Source organism: Pseudoxanthomonas japonensis (assembly GCF_043632995.1).
GTDB classification, from domain to species: Bacteria; Pseudomonadota; Gammaproteobacteria; order Xanthomonadales; family Xanthomonadaceae; genus Pseudoxanthomonas_A; species Pseudoxanthomonas_A japonensis.
Genome location: NZ_CP171632.1, coordinates 2,337,114 through 2,350,826 on the forward strand (window position 1 = coordinate 2,337,114; position 13,713 = coordinate 2,350,826).

Here is a 13,713-nt window from a genome sequence, read left to right on the forward strand (position 1 = left end):
GCGGGTATTGAGGATGAATGAGATCGGCAGTCCGGGCGAACGACGGAAGGTTTCCGTCATCCCGGCGAACGCCGGGATCCATCTTGCTCTTGCTGGTCTGGCGAAAGGCAACGTCAACGTGGATCCCGGCTTGCGCCGGGATGACGAACGGGGCGATGCGACGACCGGACGCAGTTCACCATGACGTCATCACGGCACCGCGACCGGATACGACCCCAACACCTTGATCTGGGCCGAGTGCTGCTTCAGCTCGGCCAGCGCCAGCTTCATCGCATCGTCGTCGATGTGGCCGGCCAGGTCGATGAAGAAGCCGTACTCCCACTTGGCGTGGTGCGACGGGCGCGACTCGATGCGGTTCATGCTGATGCCGTGGCGCGCGAACGGGCTGAGCACGTCGAACAGCGCGCCGGGCTTGTCGTGGATGAAGACCAGCACCGAGGTGCGATCGTGGCCTGACGGCGGGAACAGGCTGCGGCCGATCACCAGGAAGCGGGTGGTGTTGTCCTTGTCGTCCTGGATCGGGCTCATGACGACCTTCTTCAGGCCATACACGTGTGCGGCGCTCTCGCCGCCGATGGCCGCCGCGTCGTCGTTGCCGCGCGCGCGACGCGCGCCCTCGGCGTTGCTGGAGACCGGCACCTTCTCCACCTTCGGCAGGTTGGCGCGCAGCCAGCCCGCGGTCTGCGCGAACGACTGCGGGTGCGCATAGATGCGCTCGATGTCGTCGATGCGGCCGGAGCGCGACATCAGGAACTGGTGCACGCGCAGCTCGACTTCGCCGCAGATCTTCAGGTCCGAGGTCAGGAACATGTCCAGGGTGATCTGGATGGTGCCCTGCCCCGAGTTCTCCACCGGCACCACGCCGAAATCGGCGTTGCCGCTGGCCACTTCCTGGAAGACTTCCTCGATGCTCGCCAGCGGCAGGCCGTGCGCGGAGCGGCCGAAGTGCTTGAGCACCGCCTGCTGGCTGAAGGTGCCCTCCGGACCTAGGTAGCCGATCTTCAGCGGCTCCTGCTGGGCGAGGCAGGCGGACATGATCTCGCGGAAGACATGCACCAGCACTTCGTCCGACAGCGGCCCCTCGTTGCGGTCCACCACCATGCGCAGCACCTGCGCCTCGCGCTCGGGACGGTAGTAATCGACGGCGGCGGCGAGCTTGCCCTTGGCCTTGCCGACCTGGTGGGCGAACTGCGCACGCTCGGCGATCAGCGACTGGATCTGGCGGTCGATGCCGTCGATCTTGGCGCGCACGTCGGAGAGGGCCGGTGCGGGCGTGGCATCGGCTTTCTTGCCCGCGGCGGGCTTGGCGGTCTTCTTCGGCTTGCTGGGTCTTGATGCCATGGGGTTTTCCGTAGTTCCGTCGCCTCCCTGTGGGAGCGACGTAAGTCGCGAAAGGTTACCGGTAACGCTTCATCGCGACTTACGTCGCTCCCACATCAGAATGAGGCGATCGATTCATCCATTGCGCTGCTGGAAATCGCGCATGAAGTCCACCAGCGCTTGCGCGCCCTCGACCGGCAGCGCGTTGTACAGCGAGGCGCGGATGCCGCCGACCGCCTTGTGGCCCTTCAGCGCCAGCAGGCCAGCGGTCTTTGACTCGGCCACGAAGCGCGCGGTGAGGGTGTCGTCAGGAAGGAAGAACGGGATGTTCATCCGCGAACGCGCGGCCGGGACTACCTCGTTGCGGTAGAAGCCGCCCGAGGCGTCGATGGCGTCGTAGACCAGCGTCGACTTCACCGCGTTGCGGCGGGCGAACTCGGCGACGCCGCCTTCGGCCAGCATCCACTTGAACACGAGACCCGCCAGGTACCAGTTCCAGGTCGGCGGCGTGTTGAGCATGGAATCGCGCTCGGCATGCGAGCGGTAGTCGAAGATGTCGGCGCGCGGCTGCCCGGCGCGTTCGAACAGGTCCTTGCGGATGATCACCACCGCCACGCCGACCGGGCCCAGGTTCTTCTGCGCACCGGCATAGATCACGCCGTACTTCGACACGTCCAGCGGTTCCGAGGCGATCGACGAACTGAAATCGGCGAACAGCGGCACGTCGCCGACGTCCGGAGTCTCGCGGAACTCCACGCCATGGATGGTCTCGTTGGCGGTGATGTGCACGTAGGCCGCGCCCGGCGTGAGCTGCCAGGTATCTCGCGCGGGGATGTCGTGGAAGCCGCCCGCCTCGCCATCGGCGGCGATGTTGACCGTGCAGTAGGGCCTGGCCTGCCTGATGGCGGTCTTGCCCCAATGCCCGGTCACCACGTAGTCGACCACCTGGCCCGGGGCGGCGAAGTTCAGCGCCAGCAGCGCCTGGTGCGTGGTCGCGCCGCCGGACAGGAACAACACGGCGTAATCGTCCGGAATGCCGATCAATGCACGCAGGTCGGCTTCGGCCTGGGCGGCAACCGCGATGAAGTCCTGGCTGCGGTGGCTGATTTCCACGATGGACGCGCCGATGCCGTTCCAGTCGAGCATCTCGGCCTGGGCCTGCCGCAGCACGGCTTCGGGCAACGTGGCGGGGCCGGCACTGAAGTTGAACGCGCGCGTCATGGGACACCTGAACAGGAGGACCCGTAGTATGCCGCAGCGCATCAGTTGCAGGGGCAACGAAGCGGACGATGCGGCATGAATCGCGGACGCCCTGCATCCCGTGCTCACCCGGGCGCGTATACGCTGAGCCTGCCTTCCAGGTGTCGGGAATTTTCCTGCGCCGGAAGCGTCCAACCCCCACGCCCCCTCCTGGAGATGCCGATGTCCCTGCGCGATGCCCTGCGGATTCCCGCCTCCCGGATCACCGACGAGCGCGTCTATCTCGAACGACGGCGCCTGCTGCAGACGCTGGCTGCGGCCCCTGCCCTTGCGCTGGCCGGCTGCGCCGAAGCGGAGCCACCGGCGCCACCGAAAGTCACGGTGACGCCGGAACAGGCCCGGTCCGGCTTCCGCACCACCGAAACGCTGACCCGGTTCGAGGACGTCAGCAGCTACAACAACTTCTACGAATTCGGCACCGGCAAGGCGGACCCATCCAATGCGCGCAAGACCCTGAAGACCTCGCCGTGGTCGGTGGTGGTCGGCGGCGAGTGCGCCAAGCCCGGCAGGATCGCGCTGGACGACCTCGTGAAGGGCCTGACGCCCGAAGAACGCGTCTACCGCCTCCGCTGCGTGGAGGGCTGGTCGATGGTCATTCCGTGGCTGGGTGTGCCGCTGGGCCAGGTGCTGAAGAAGTTCGAGCCGACGTCCAAGGCGAAGTACGTGGCCTTCACCACGCTGGCGGACCCCGTGCAGATGCCCGGCGTGCGTTACCGCTCGATCAACTGGCCCTACCGCGAGGGCCTGCGCATCGACGAGGCGATGCATCCGCTGACGCTGTTGGCCACCGGCCTGTACGGCAAGCCGCTGCCGCAGCAGAACGGCGCGCCGCTGCGGCTGGTGGTGCCGTGGAAGTACGGCTTCAAGAGCATCAAGTCCATCGTCGAGATCAAGTTCGTGGAAAGGATGCCCGAGACCGCCTGGCACGACCTGCAGCCGTCGGAATACGGCTTCTTCTCCAACGTCAATCCGAACGTCGATCATCCGCGCTGGAGCCAGAAGACCGAACGCCGCATCGCCGGTACCCAGAGCAAGCTGTTCGCCGAACGCATCCCGACGCGCATGTTCAACGGGTATGCGGACCAGGTGGCCTCGATGTACGCGGGCCTCGACCTGAAGAAGTGGTACTGAGTGGCCCCGGCACGCAAGGCGTCGGCCGGCCTGATCGCCGCGAAGACCGCGGTGCACGCGCTGGCGTTGATGCCATTGGCGATCCTGGCCTGGCAGTTCTACGACGTCTGGCAGAACGGCAGCGACGCGCTGGGCGCGGATCCGGTGGCGGAAATCGAACATCGAACCGGGTTATGGGCGCTGCGCTTCCTGATGATCGCGCTGGCCGTCACGCCGCTGCGGCAGCTGACCGGCCAGTCGGGGCTGCTGCGGTTCCGGCGGATGCTGGGCCTGTACGCGTTCTTCTATGCCACCCTGCATCTGTCCGTGTATCTGGGTCTGGACCTGCGCGGGTACTGGACGCAGATCTTCGAGGAGATCGTCAAGCGGCCCTACATCACCGTCGGATTCGCCGCGTGGCTGCTGCTGGTACCGCTGGCCATCACCTCGACGCAGGGCTGGATGCGGCGGCTCGGTCGCCGCTGGGGGCAGTTGCACAAGCTGGTCTATGCCATCGGCGTACTGGCCGTGCTGCATTTCTGGTGGCTGGTGAAGTCCGACATCCGCGAGCCGCTGCTCTACGCGGCCATCCTGGCGGTGCTGCTCGGCTGGCGGGCGTGGAAAGCGGTCAGCCGGCGCCGAACAGCAGCAGCGCGCTGAGCGCACCCGCCATCAGCAGGGCCGCAAGCAGCAGCCAGGGCCAACGCAATGCGGAGGAGGCAGGCTTCGCGGGTGCCGCAAGCTCGGCGGACGCACTGGCGGCATCGTCGATGGCGGCGGCTTCCTCGAGCTTCGCGCTCGGCGCCCACGGCACCTCCAGCACGAAGCGATGCTGGGCATCGAAGACGATCTGGTCGCCCGCCACGAGCAGCGCGTCACGCACGGCCATGCCGTTGACCCGGGTGCCCTCGGACGAACCCAGGTCGCGCAGCAGCACACGCTCGCCGCGCAGTTCCAGGCGTGCATGCCGTTCCGCGAACGCGGGATCGTCTATGCGGATGTGCGCGTCGCGGGCGCGTCCGACCACGCGCGGCTCCTCGAGCGACACGCTCTTCCCGTGGTACTTGCCGCCCAGGCCACGCAGGACCACGCGCATGTCGCCCTGGCCGGCATCGCTGTCGCGCAGGTCCGACGCCGACGCATAGCCGGACTGCAGCAGCAGTTCGACGCCCTCGACGAAGACCGCGTCGCCGGGACGCAGCACCGCCATGCGCCGGACCGGACGGCCATTGATATGGACCCCGCGCATGCCGTTGGCGACCTGCAGCCACAGGCCGCGCCGGTCCACGCAGATCTGCGCGAGCAACGCGCCCTGCAGCGCATCGCCGACGCCGATGGTACCGGCCGCCTCGCGCACGATGCGGTGCACGCCGGTGGTGAGCGGACGGTCCGGCGCGGGGCGGTTGCTGAAATGAAGTCGGAGGTTCTGCACGCGACGGGAGCCTAGCAGGTTGGCGCGCGGCCGGCAGCACCGGCTTGGCATCTTCACGCGGTGCCGCGCAGAATATCCGCCACGTCACAGGAGCCACGCATGGCCAGCATCGACATCCAGCATCCGCACTCCAAAACGCCCGCGCAGGCGCGCAAGGCCGTCGAAAGCATGGCGAAGAAACTCGCCGAACGCTTCGACATGGACTACGGCTGGGACGGCGACACGCTGAACTTCAGCCGCTCCGGCGTGGACGGCAAGATCGCCCTGCTGGCCGACAAGCTGCGGGTCACCGCCAACCTGGGCTTCCTGCTGTCGGCGATGAAGGGACCGATCGAGCAGGAGATCCGCCGGGTCCTGAGCGAAAAGTTCGACTGACCGTCAGTCGCGGAACGGGTCCGGATCGCCCGCGAACAGCCGGCGCGACACCGCCCGTTCCGCGCGCTCGATGTCGCGCACGAACGCCTTGCCGTCGCCCAGCGCCGCGAAGGCGGCGAAACCGCGCTCCAGGAAGCCCTGCAGTTCGCCCAGTCCGGTCGCCTTGGCGGGGCCCCGCGACAGTTTGAGCAGCGTCGCCACGCCCGGCGTCTTCACCGCACGCGCCAGGCCCACCCCGACTTCTGCGATCAGGTCGATCTGGTGCCGGCGCAGGCGTCTCAGGCCCACCTCACGATACGCCTGGCCATACAGGTCCGCGTCCAGCTTGCGGCGGTTGGGCGCCAGCCGGTGCAGCGCTTCGGCCATGCGCATGTCCAGCGCATGCGTCAGCACGCCCAGTTCGATGCCGTGCGCGACCGTCTCCAGCACGGCGCCGGGCAGCAGGCGCTGCATCATCGGCATGACCTTGGCGACGTTGGCATCGCGTCCGCTGAAATCGTGGTCGCCATAGACGTCGGTCAGGAAGAACATGGCCGCCGCCCGCCGCGTCGGGTCGTTGAGGAAGTGCTCGAAACTCTCTTCCAGACGCGCTGCCTGCCAGCGCCGGACTTCGGGCAGCCAGCGCAGCCGGTTGCGGGGTTCGCGCCCCGGATCGTGCGCCGCCTGGTGCCAGGCCAGGCGCCTGCCGACGCGTTCGATCAGCGGATTCGTTCGTGCCATGGGCCGCATGATCCCGGCGCGCGGCGACCACCGCAACCCGCGGGCCGGTCGGCTACACTCCGGCGGCAAGGTCACCACGGGTAGTACATGCTTTCGATCCACAGCGCGCGGAAACGGGGCCACAACGGCAAGATCGGGCTGGCCATCGCCGGCGGCGGCCCCATCGGCGGCATGTACGAGCTGGGCGCGCTGCGCGCCCTGGATGAAGCGCTGGACGGCCTGGACCTGACCCGGATGGACTGCTACGTGGGCGTCAGCTCCGGCGCCTTCCTCGCGGCCGGGCTGGCCAACCGCATGGGCACGGCCGAGATGTGCCGCATCTTCATCACCGGCACCAGCGACGACGCCCAGTTCCGTCCCGAGACCTTCCTGCGCCCCAACGTCGGCGAGTACCTGCGGCGGGCTGCCAGCCTGCCCGGTCTGTACGCCGACTGGCTGTCGCGGCTGATGCGCAACCCGCGCCGCGCCACGCGCTGGTCCGACCTGTTCCTGCGCTTCGGCGGGCTGGTGCCGACCGGCATCTTCGACAACGAGGAAGTGGAGCGCTTCCTGCGCGACATCTTCAGCCGGCGCGGCCGCAGCAACGATTTCCGCAGCCTCGACGCCGACCTGTTCGTGGTCGCGGTCGACCTGGACAGCGGCGAGGCGGTGCGCTTCGGCGAAGAAGGCTGGGACGACATCCCGATCTCGCGCGCGGTGCAGGCCAGCTCCGCCCTGCCCGGCCTGTATCCGCCGGTCGAGATCGGCGGACGCCATTTCCTCGATGGCGCCCTGCGCCGCACGATGCACGCAAGCACCGTGCTCGACCGCGGCATCGACCTGATGATCGGCATCAACCCGCTGGTCCCGTTCGACGCCAACCAGGCCACGCCGCAGGCGGACGAAGCCGAACAGGTCGGCCTGGCCAGCGGCGGCCTGCCGGCGGTGCTGTCGCAGACGCTGCGCACGCTGCTGCAGTCGCGCATGCAGATCGGCATGGAGAAATACCCGCACCGTTACCCGGACATCGACCAGCTGGTATTCGAGCCGAACGCGGACGACAGCGAACTGTTCTTCACCAACCTCTTCAGCTTTTCCTCACGCCACCGCGTCTGCCAGCTGGCCTACCGCAACACGCTGGCCGACCTGCGCAAGCGCGCTGCCGTGCTCAAGCCGATGCTGGCGGCGCACGGTATCCGCTACAACGAGGACATCGTCAACGATCGCCATCGCTCGATCCTGGACGGGCTGGACGTGACCCCGCGCATGACCGAAACCACCGCCCGCCTGCGCCGTGCCCTCGACGACGTGGACCAGCTGGTTTCGCGGCACCGGGCGGCGCGACGCTCCTGATCCGCTCACGGCCGCGTCACCCGCTGGTGTGAAAACTCTAGACGCGGCGTCGAACCTGCACGCACTCCCAAGACCACCCAACGACGGAACGCCATGGCCACGCTGAAGAAATCCGCACGCAAGAAGACCGCTTCCGCTTCCAAGAACGAAGACCTGCAGGCGCAGGCCGAGCAGATGTCCAAGCGCCTCGGCGAATCCGCACAACAGGTCTGGCTGGCCGGTGTCGGCGCGTTCGGTCGCGCGCAAGCCGAAGGCACCAAGCTGTTCGAGACGCTGGTGAAGGAAGGCCTGTCGCTGGAGCACGTCACCCGCAAGGCCGCCGGCGGCAAGGCGCAGGCCATGCGCGATGCGGTCGAGACCACGGTCGGGCAGGCGCGCGAACGCGCCTCGGATACGTGGGACCGCCTGGAAAAGGTGTTCGAGGAACGCGTGCACCGCGCACTGCGCCGCCTGGAAGTCCCCAGCCGCGAAGACCTGTCCACGCTGATCGATCGCGTTGACGCGCTGAACGCCGAACTGCGCAAGCTGGGCGGCGTCCCGGCGGCGAAAACGGCCCGCACCGCGCGTCCGCGCAAGGCTGCCAACGCCAAAAAAACGGCACCGGCGGCGAAGAAAACGCCCGCCAAGCGTGCATCGCGCAAGAAGGCTGCACCATAAGGCGGCACATGATGTTTCGTGCGCATTTCTGAACAATTTTTTGTTGCGCGGCAACATCGAATGACGTAACAATCATTCCGCCCGCCAGTCCATCGAAGTTCGTTTGCTCCCCTCCCCTTACGGCTTCGGACTGGCGGGCACTTCCCCGCCCTGTCACAGGCGTGGTGCAGGCTCCTCACAGACATGCGCAGGGCCGGCCCGGTAGAATCGCGGGTCTAATAACAACAACACTCCCGCGCAACATGTCCATCTGGCTCATTGGCCTGGCCGTCACCCTGGTGAGCGGCATCGCCGCCACCCTCTATTTCTGGCTGGTCCGTCGTCCCCGCGACGAGATGTCCTACGGCCTGCACGCACTGTCCGGACTGCGCTGGCGCGAGTTCTCCAAACTCGTCCTCGCCGCGATGGCCGAACGGGGCCTGGTGGAAGCGGTACCCGAACAGCAGGAATCGCGCGAACCGCAATCGACCTTCCTGCTCGCCCGGGGCGAGGAACGCTGGCTGCTGTCCTGCAAGCACGGCTCGGCCTACCGCATCGCCGCTGCGCCGGTACAGGAACTGGCCGCCAGCATCCGGCTGGGCGCTGCCAGGGGCGGCATCCTGGCCACCGAGGGCAAGGTCGAGAAGGAAGGCCGCGACGCCGCCCAGGGCACCACGATCGAACTGCTCGATGGTCCGCGGCTGTGGCCGGAAGTCCGCCACCTGATCGAACCCGCGCTGCTCGACGAGATCACCCGGTACGCGTCCGGCCGCGCCAAGCGCCACACCAGCATCTCGTGGCTGGGTGCCGTGACCCTCGGCGCGCTGGCGATGGCCGCCTGGTCGGGCACGCATCCGGCACGCGATGAAGCGCCCGCGCCGCCGGCGCCTGCCGCCGTGGCGCGCCCCGAAACGCCCGCCTCGCCGCCGCCGGTCGCCCAGGAGAGCTTCCAGGAGCCGACCGACGCCGAGCTTGAAGCGCAGATGGCCAGCGTGCTGAAGGCGCTGTCGAAGACCCCGGGCATCACCCGCGGTGTCTGGCAGACCAAGCTGACCCTGAGCATCGACCGCACGGCGAGCGAGAAGGAAGTCTGGCCGTGGATCTGCCTGGAACTGGAGCGTTACCCGGCGTTGCGCGCCAGCCGGGTGCAGCTCAATCCGCCACCGGGCAGCAGCGAACCGGTGCGCTGGCGGCAGTGCAAGACGATGTGATCACCCGCACGCCGCGACGTTCGGTCGCTGTGCGTGTCCGTCGAGCGGAAGGATGATCTCCGCGATCCTTCCGCGACCCCTCCCATGACAGACGCCCCCACACTCTACGACCGCATCGGCGGCGAAGCCGGCCTGCGCCGGATGACGCAACGCATGTACGCGCTGATGGACACACTGCCCGAAGCGGCCGCCGTGCGCGCGCAACATCCGGACTCGCTCGACGGCAGCGAGCAGAAGCTGTTCGAGTTCCTCAGCGGCTGGCTGGGCGGGCCACCGTTGTTCACGCAGAAGCACGGTGCACCGATGCTGCGCGCCCGCCACCTGCCGTTCCGTATCGGCATGGAGGAAGCCAGCGGCTGGCTGGCCTGTTTCCATGGCGCGATGACCGAAACGGTGGATGACGTGGTACTGCGCGATGTCATCTGGTCGCGGATCGAGCCCCTGGCGCTGCACATGCGCAACCTGCAGGCGGTGCCGTTGCGGTGGGCTGACGCCTAATAGCAACACTTTGTGTTGCTTCAATGAAAGCAGACAGTCTCTGGAACGTTGGGTGCTTTCGTAGGCATTGCGCCGAGAACTTGAAGTAACTCCTCATCAGGCCGCGGCTGGTCCTGCGGGCTAGCCGTCGAAGGGATCCCGTACCGTTGGCCATCAATGCAAACAAGCATGGCGTATGGCGAAATGGAGTAATGCGGGCGGTAAGGTTGCCGTTGAGGGTCAAACTTGGGCCAGCGCTCTACCAATTCGGTCAAGTGCTTCCGCTGCGACGGAGAGAGTTGTCGGACTAGGCGCGCCGCGTAGACCCCATCCACCGTGTAGCCACTCCTTCGGGTTCCTTCGTACAGGACGTTGCCATCGGGCCGCACCTGTACTTGGACGCTCCCCTCTATGCCGCATGCGAAATGCGCCATCGAAATGGTGAGCTGCGCGTTCGCGCACTCAAGTTGCGTGGGCGCCAAGCCCATGATCGCGCGCAACATCTGCAAACGCTCGTGCGATCCGATGGCCTGATTTTCGATGGCGATGCGCTGATTCAGCTGCCGACTCTGGCTAACCCGGTAGACATACAATCCCCAGAGCAACGCCAAGCCCAACAAGACCATCGAGATCGACAGTCCGAGCACTCTCCTTGTCTCGACCACGGCAGCACCTCGCTACCAGTGCACGCCCCGCATCAGGGAGGCAAAGGCGATCTGCTCCTGGCTGGGCGCGGACTCCTTCAGCGCCTTGCGGTCGCCCTTGGCGGCGGCCGAGTCCGGGAACAGTTCGAACGCGGTGTTCATCACCACTTCGTAGGCCTTGGGTGCGACCGCATTGACCAGCGCCGCGAAGATGCCGAGGCGCGTCGCGATGCGGCTCGGCTTCTCGATGATGGCCTTGACCAGCAGGTCGGCGGCTTCTTCGGGCGACAGCGTGGGCACGCTGTCGTACATCTTGGTGGGCGCGATCATCGGCGTCTTCACCAGCGGCATGTTGATGGTGGTGAAGCTGATGCCCTTGCCCGACAGCTCGCCCTGCGCGCAGCGGCTGAACGCATCCAGCGCCGCCTTCGATGCCACGTACGCCGAGAAACGCGGTGAATTGGCCAGCACGCCGATAGAACTGATGTTGATGATGTGGCCCTTGCGGCGCTCGGTCATCTTGGGCAGGAAACCCATGATCAGGCGGATGCTGCCGAAGTAGTTCAGCTGCATCGTGCGCTCGAAATCGTGGAAGCGGTCGTAGCTGGCCTCGATGGAGCGACGGATCGAGCGGCCCGCGTTGTTGATCAGGATGTCGACGTGGCCGTGCTCGTCCAGCACCGTCTTCACCAGCCGGTCGCAGTCCGCCATGTCGGCGAGATCCGCCGTGTAGGCGAACACTTTTCCGCCCGCTTTCTTCATGTCGTCGCGGGCCTTGAACAGCTCTTCCTCGCCACGCGCGACGATGATCGTCGTCGCGCCCGCTTCGGCGACGCGCTGCGCGGTGGACAGGCCGATGCCCGACGAACCGCCCGTGATCACCACCACCTTGTTGCGCACCTTGCCCTTCAGCGAGCGGTCGATGAACAGGTCCGGGTCGAGGTGGCGTTCCCAGTAGTCCCACAGGCGCCATGCGTAGTCGTCCAGGCGCGGCACCGCAATGCCGCTGCCTTTCAGCGCACGCTCGGTCTCGCGGCTGTCGAAGCGCGTCGGATAGGTGATGAACTTCAGCACTTCCTTCGGGATCTTGAAGTCGCGCAGCAGCATGCCGATGAAGCGTCGCACGGGCGGCAGGTTGCCGACCGCCATGCGGATGCTGCCGGGCACGAAGGCGAACATGCGCGCGTCGATGCGCATGGTCATTTCCGGCGCATGGCCCGCGCGGCAGAAGGTGTTCAGCACCTCGCCGACGCGCATCGGCTCGGGATCGGTCAGGTGGAAGGTGTGGCCGTCCAGCTTCGGCTTGTGCGCGATGTGGTCCATCGCATCGGCGACGAAATCCACCGGCACGATGTTGATGCGGCCGCCCTCGATGCCGAGCACCGGCACCCACTGCGGCAGCAGTTCGCGCAACTTCTTGATCAGAGTGAAGAAGTAGTACGGGCCATCGATCTTGTCGATCTCGCCGGTCTTCGAATGGCCAACCACCATGCCAGGACGGTAGATGCGCCACTTGATGCGGGTTTCCCTGCGCACCAGCCCTTCGGAATCGTGCTTGGTGCGCAGGTAGGGATCGTCCAGTCCTTCGGCTTCGTCGAACATGTCCTCGCGGAAGATGCCCGGATACAGGCCCGCGGCAGCGATGGAACTGGTGTGGTGGAAGCAGCCGGCCTTCAGCGCGGCGGCCAGGTCAAGCGCGTGCTGGGTGCCGTCGATGTTCGCGGCCTGCTGGGCTTCGCGGCTCGCGGTCAGGTCGTATACGGCCGCCAGGTGGAAGAAATGCTTCACCTTGCCGGTGAGCGCGCGCAACTGGGCGGGTGTCAGTCCGCACCTGGGCTTGGTCATGTCGCCATGCACCACGGACACGCGCTTCATGTCCCAGCCGGCCTTCTTCGCGATGGCGTCGAATTTCTTCTGCGAGTCCTTGCGGACCAGCACGTGGACCGTCCCGCTGCGCTTGAGGAGGTTGCCGACCAGGTAGCGGCCAATGAATCCCGTGGCGCCCGTGACGAAATAGCTCATGACGACCCAATCCTCGAATTTTGTGGGCCAGCCCCTCCGACCGCCCTGCGGGCTAACTTGCCAGAGCCGCCCACGTTCGACAATCCCGTCACGGATTGACCGCCCCCACCACCCGTGGTGTGATGGCCCCGATCACTGGGAGGGATCATCCATGGCAGATCTGAAGAGCGCGTTCGAGCAGGCATCGAAGGACATCCAGACGCTGACCGAGCGCCCGGACAACGACACGCTGCTGCGGCTGTACGGGCTGTACAAGCAGGGCTCGGAGGGCGACGTGAAGGGCGACAAGCCCGGCTTCTTCGACTTCGTCGGCACCGCCAAGTACGAAGCGTGGGCCAAGCTGAAGGGCACGGCGCAGGAAGACGCGCAGAAGAAATACGTGGACCTGGTGAAGAAGCTCACCGCTTAAGTGGCGCGCGATACCCGCCAGCGCATCCTCGACGCCGCCCTGGCGATGTTCAACACGCAGGGCGAGCCGCACGTCACCACCAACCACATCGCCGACGAGCTGGAGATCAGCCCCGGCAACCTGTACTACCACTTCCGCAACAAGGACGACATCATCGAGCAGCTCTTCGCCCGCTACGAAGAGCGCATGGATGCCGCCCTGACGCCGCCGACCGACCGGCTGCCCGGGCTGGAGGACATCTGGCTGCAGTTGCACCTGGTGTTCGAGTGCATCTGGGACTATCGCTTCCTGTACCGCGACCTGGTCGAGATCCTCAGCCGCAACCGCCGTCTGCGGCTGCGCTTCGCCCGCATCCTCAAGCGCGCCGACGACAGCGCGCACGCGGTGATGCGCGGCATGGGCCATGCGGGCGTGATGCGCGCGTCGGCGGCGGAACTCGCCGCCACCGCCACCAACGTGCTGGTGATCTCCACCTTCTGGCTGAATTACGCGGCCACGCGCGGCGAGAAGGACGAACAGGCCGCCATCCGCCAGGGCATCGTGCAGGTGATGATGCTGGTGGCGCCCTTCCTGCGCGACGCCGAGCGCGTGCACCTGAATACGTTGACGCAGGCGTATACCGACTGACGCGTGTCGACCGTGGCGTCTGTTGTTCCGATGCGGTTCGGTGCGGCTGCCGTGAGTACGGAACGAAGCGCAGCGGAGCAAGCTCCGCTCTACGGAGTGCCCCGAACGCAGGCGAGACCCTGACGTAGCGTCGAGCTT

16 protein-coding genes are annotated in these 13,713 nt (G+C 66.7%); 10 read left to right on the forward strand and 6 right to left on the reverse strand.

Annotated elements, in window-relative coordinates; translation table 11 throughout:
- The first annotated feature begins 13 nt into the window (after positions 1–13).
- Complete coding sequence (locus tag ACGHX3_RS10730) at positions 14–184, forward strand: hypothetical protein (RefSeq protein ID WP_394694946.1); 171 nt, start codon at positions 14–16, stop codon at positions 182–184.
- A 5-nt stretch (positions 185–189) separates the two neighbouring features.
- Here ACGHX3_RS10730 and pheA read toward each other — a convergent pair whose 3' ends face one another.
- Both pheA and serC read right to left on the reverse strand, forming a co-directional pair.
- The gene (gene pheA / locus ACGHX3_RS10735) at positions 190–1,341 is read right to left on the reverse strand and encodes a prephenate dehydratase (protein WP_213604131.1); all 1,152 of its coding nucleotides are present in this window, start codon (positions 1,339–1,341) and stop codon (positions 190–192) included.
- Between the two features lie 114 nt (positions 1,342–1,455).
- Positions 1,456–2,541, reverse strand: coding sequence for a phosphoserine transaminase (gene serC / locus ACGHX3_RS10740; protein WP_394694947.1), 1,086 nt, complete (start codon positions 2,539–2,541; stop codon positions 1,456–1,458).
- Positions 2,542–2,742: 201 nt separating this feature from the next.
- On the opposite strand from serC, the gene msrP reads away from it, so the two are divergent.
- Both msrP and msrQ read left to right on the forward strand, forming a co-directional pair.
- On the forward strand, positions 2,743–3,711 hold the full coding sequence (msrP, locus tag ACGHX3_RS10745; protein ID WP_394694948.1) for a protein-methionine-sulfoxide reductase catalytic subunit MsrP: 969 nt from the start codon (positions 2,743–2,745) through the stop codon (positions 3,709–3,711).
- A 69-nt stretch (positions 3,712–3,780) separates the two neighbouring features.
- Positions 3,781–4,350: a protein-methionine-sulfoxide reductase heme-binding subunit MsrQ gene (gene msrQ / locus ACGHX3_RS10750; RefSeq protein WP_313927043.1), complete on the forward strand. Its 570-nt coding sequence runs from the start codon at positions 3,781–3,783 to the stop codon at positions 4,348–4,350.
- On the opposite strand, the gene ACGHX3_RS10755 is transcribed toward msrQ, so the two are convergent.
- Positions 4,319–5,122, reverse strand: coding sequence for an FHA domain-containing protein (locus ACGHX3_RS10755; protein ID WP_394694949.1), 804 nt, complete (start codon positions 5,120–5,122; stop codon positions 4,319–4,321). The two genes, msrQ and ACGHX3_RS10755, sit on opposite strands and share 32 nt — an antisense overlap.
- Positions 5,123–5,221: 99 nt before the next feature.
- Between ACGHX3_RS10755 and ACGHX3_RS10760 the strand changes: the two genes are divergently transcribed.
- Complete coding sequence (locus ACGHX3_RS10760; protein WP_162337895.1) at positions 5,222–5,497, forward strand: polyhydroxyalkanoic acid system family protein; 276 nt, start codon at positions 5,222–5,224, stop codon at positions 5,495–5,497.
- 3 nt (positions 5,498–5,500) lie between these two features.
- On the opposite strand, the gene ACGHX3_RS10765 is transcribed toward ACGHX3_RS10760, so the two are convergent.
- Complete coding sequence (locus ACGHX3_RS10765) at positions 5,501–6,217, reverse strand: FFLEELY motif protein (RefSeq protein ID WP_162337894.1); 717 nt, start codon at positions 6,215–6,217, stop codon at positions 5,501–5,503.
- A gap of 87 nt (positions 6,218–6,304) precedes the next feature.
- Here ACGHX3_RS10765 and ACGHX3_RS10770 point away from each other — a divergent pair, with 87 nt between their 5' ends.
- The 4 genes from ACGHX3_RS10770 (at position 6,305) to ACGHX3_RS10785 (ending at position 9,894) form a co-directional block, all read left to right on the forward strand.
- A complete protein-coding gene (locus ACGHX3_RS10770; RefSeq protein WP_394694950.1) occupies positions 6,305–7,549 on the forward strand; it encodes a patatin-like phospholipase family protein in 1,245 nt (414 codons plus the stop codon).
- A gap of 93 nt (positions 7,550–7,642) precedes the next feature.
- Entirely contained in the window at positions 7,643–8,206 is a 564-nt protein-coding gene (locus tag ACGHX3_RS10775; protein ID WP_394694951.1) for a phasin family protein, read from the forward strand.
- A 242-nt stretch (positions 8,207–8,448) separates the two neighbouring features.
- Positions 8,449–9,396, forward strand: coding sequence for a restriction endonuclease (locus tag ACGHX3_RS10780; protein WP_213604124.1), 948 nt, complete (start codon positions 8,449–8,451; stop codon positions 9,394–9,396).
- An 84-nt stretch (positions 9,397–9,480) separates the two neighbouring features.
- Positions 9,481–9,894, forward strand: a complete 414-nt coding sequence (locus ACGHX3_RS10785; protein WP_394694952.1) for a group II truncated hemoglobin — start codon at positions 9,481–9,483, stop codon at positions 9,892–9,894.
- A gap of 20 nt (positions 9,895–9,914) precedes the next feature.
- Here the strand turns inward: ACGHX3_RS10785 and ACGHX3_RS10790 are convergent, their stop codons facing one another.
- Together ACGHX3_RS10790 and ACGHX3_RS10795 are read right to left on the reverse strand one after the other, a co-directional pair.
- On the reverse strand, positions 9,915–10,520 hold the full coding sequence (locus ACGHX3_RS10790) for a hypothetical protein (RefSeq protein ID WP_394694953.1): 606 nt from the start codon (positions 10,518–10,520) through the stop codon (positions 9,915–9,917).
- A gap of 30 nt (positions 10,521–10,550) precedes the next feature.
- On the reverse strand, positions 10,551–12,539 hold the full coding sequence (locus tag ACGHX3_RS10795; RefSeq protein ID WP_394694954.1) for an SDR family oxidoreductase: 1,989 nt from the start codon (positions 12,537–12,539) through the stop codon (positions 10,551–10,553).
- Positions 12,540–12,690: 151 nt separating this feature from the next.
- Here ACGHX3_RS10795 and ACGHX3_RS10800 point away from each other — a divergent pair, with 151 nt between their 5' ends.
- Positions 12,691–12,948 carry an acyl-CoA-binding protein gene (locus tag ACGHX3_RS10800; RefSeq protein ID WP_313927035.1) on the forward strand — a complete coding sequence of 86 codons (258 nt, stop codon included), beginning with the start codon at positions 12,691–12,693 and terminating at the stop codon, positions 12,946–12,948.
- Positions 12,949–13,575 (forward strand): TetR/AcrR family transcriptional regulator, encoded by a 627-nt coding sequence (locus tag ACGHX3_RS10805; RefSeq protein ID WP_162337886.1) that lies wholly within the window; start codon positions 12,949–12,951, stop codon positions 13,573–13,575. It begins immediately after the preceding gene.
- Positions 13,576–13,713: the final 138 nt, after the last annotated feature.

What these genes read in the sequence shown, in the direction of transcription:
- ACGHX3_RS10730 (WP_394694946.1), top strand. Translation starts at nt 14, where the DNA reads ATGAATGAGATCGGCAGTCCGGGCGAACGACGGAAGGTTTCCGTCATC.
- pheA (WP_213604131.1), bottom strand. Translation starts at nt 1,341, where the DNA reads ATGGCATCAAGACCCAGCAAGCCGAAGAAGACCGCCAAGCCCGCCGCG.
- serC (WP_394694947.1), bottom strand. Translation starts at nt 2,541, where the DNA reads ATGACGCGCGCGTTCAACTTCAGTGCCGGCCCCGCCACGTTGCCCGAA.
- msrP (WP_394694948.1), top strand. Translation starts at nt 2,743, where the DNA reads ATGTCCCTGCGCGATGCCCTGCGGATTCCCGCCTCCCGGATCACCGAC.
- msrQ (WP_313927043.1), top strand. Translation starts at nt 3,781, where the DNA reads ATGCCATTGGCGATCCTGGCCTGGCAGTTCTACGACGTCTGGCAGAAC.
- ACGHX3_RS10760 (WP_162337895.1), top strand. Translation starts at nt 5,222, where the DNA reads ATGGCCAGCATCGACATCCAGCATCCGCACTCCAAAACGCCCGCGCAG.
- ACGHX3_RS10765 (WP_162337894.1), bottom strand. Translation starts at nt 6,217, where the DNA reads ATGGCACGAACGAATCCGCTGATCGAACGCGTCGGCAGGCGCCTGGCC.
- ACGHX3_RS10770 (WP_394694950.1), top strand. Translation starts at nt 6,305, where the DNA reads ATGCTTTCGATCCACAGCGCGCGGAAACGGGGCCACAACGGCAAGATC.
- ACGHX3_RS10775 (WP_394694951.1), top strand. Translation starts at nt 7,643, where the DNA reads ATGGCCACGCTGAAGAAATCCGCACGCAAGAAGACCGCTTCCGCTTCC.
- ACGHX3_RS10780 (WP_213604124.1), top strand. Translation starts at nt 8,449, where the DNA reads ATGTCCATCTGGCTCATTGGCCTGGCCGTCACCCTGGTGAGCGGCATC.
- ACGHX3_RS10785 (WP_394694952.1), top strand. Translation starts at nt 9,481, where the DNA reads ATGACAGACGCCCCCACACTCTACGACCGCATCGGCGGCGAAGCCGGC.
- ACGHX3_RS10795 (WP_394694954.1), bottom strand. Translation starts at nt 12,539, where the DNA reads ATGAGCTATTTCGTCACGGGCGCCACGGGATTCATTGGCCGCTACCTG.
- ACGHX3_RS10800 (WP_313927035.1), top strand. Translation starts at nt 12,691, where the DNA reads ATGGCAGATCTGAAGAGCGCGTTCGAGCAGGCATCGAAGGACATCCAG.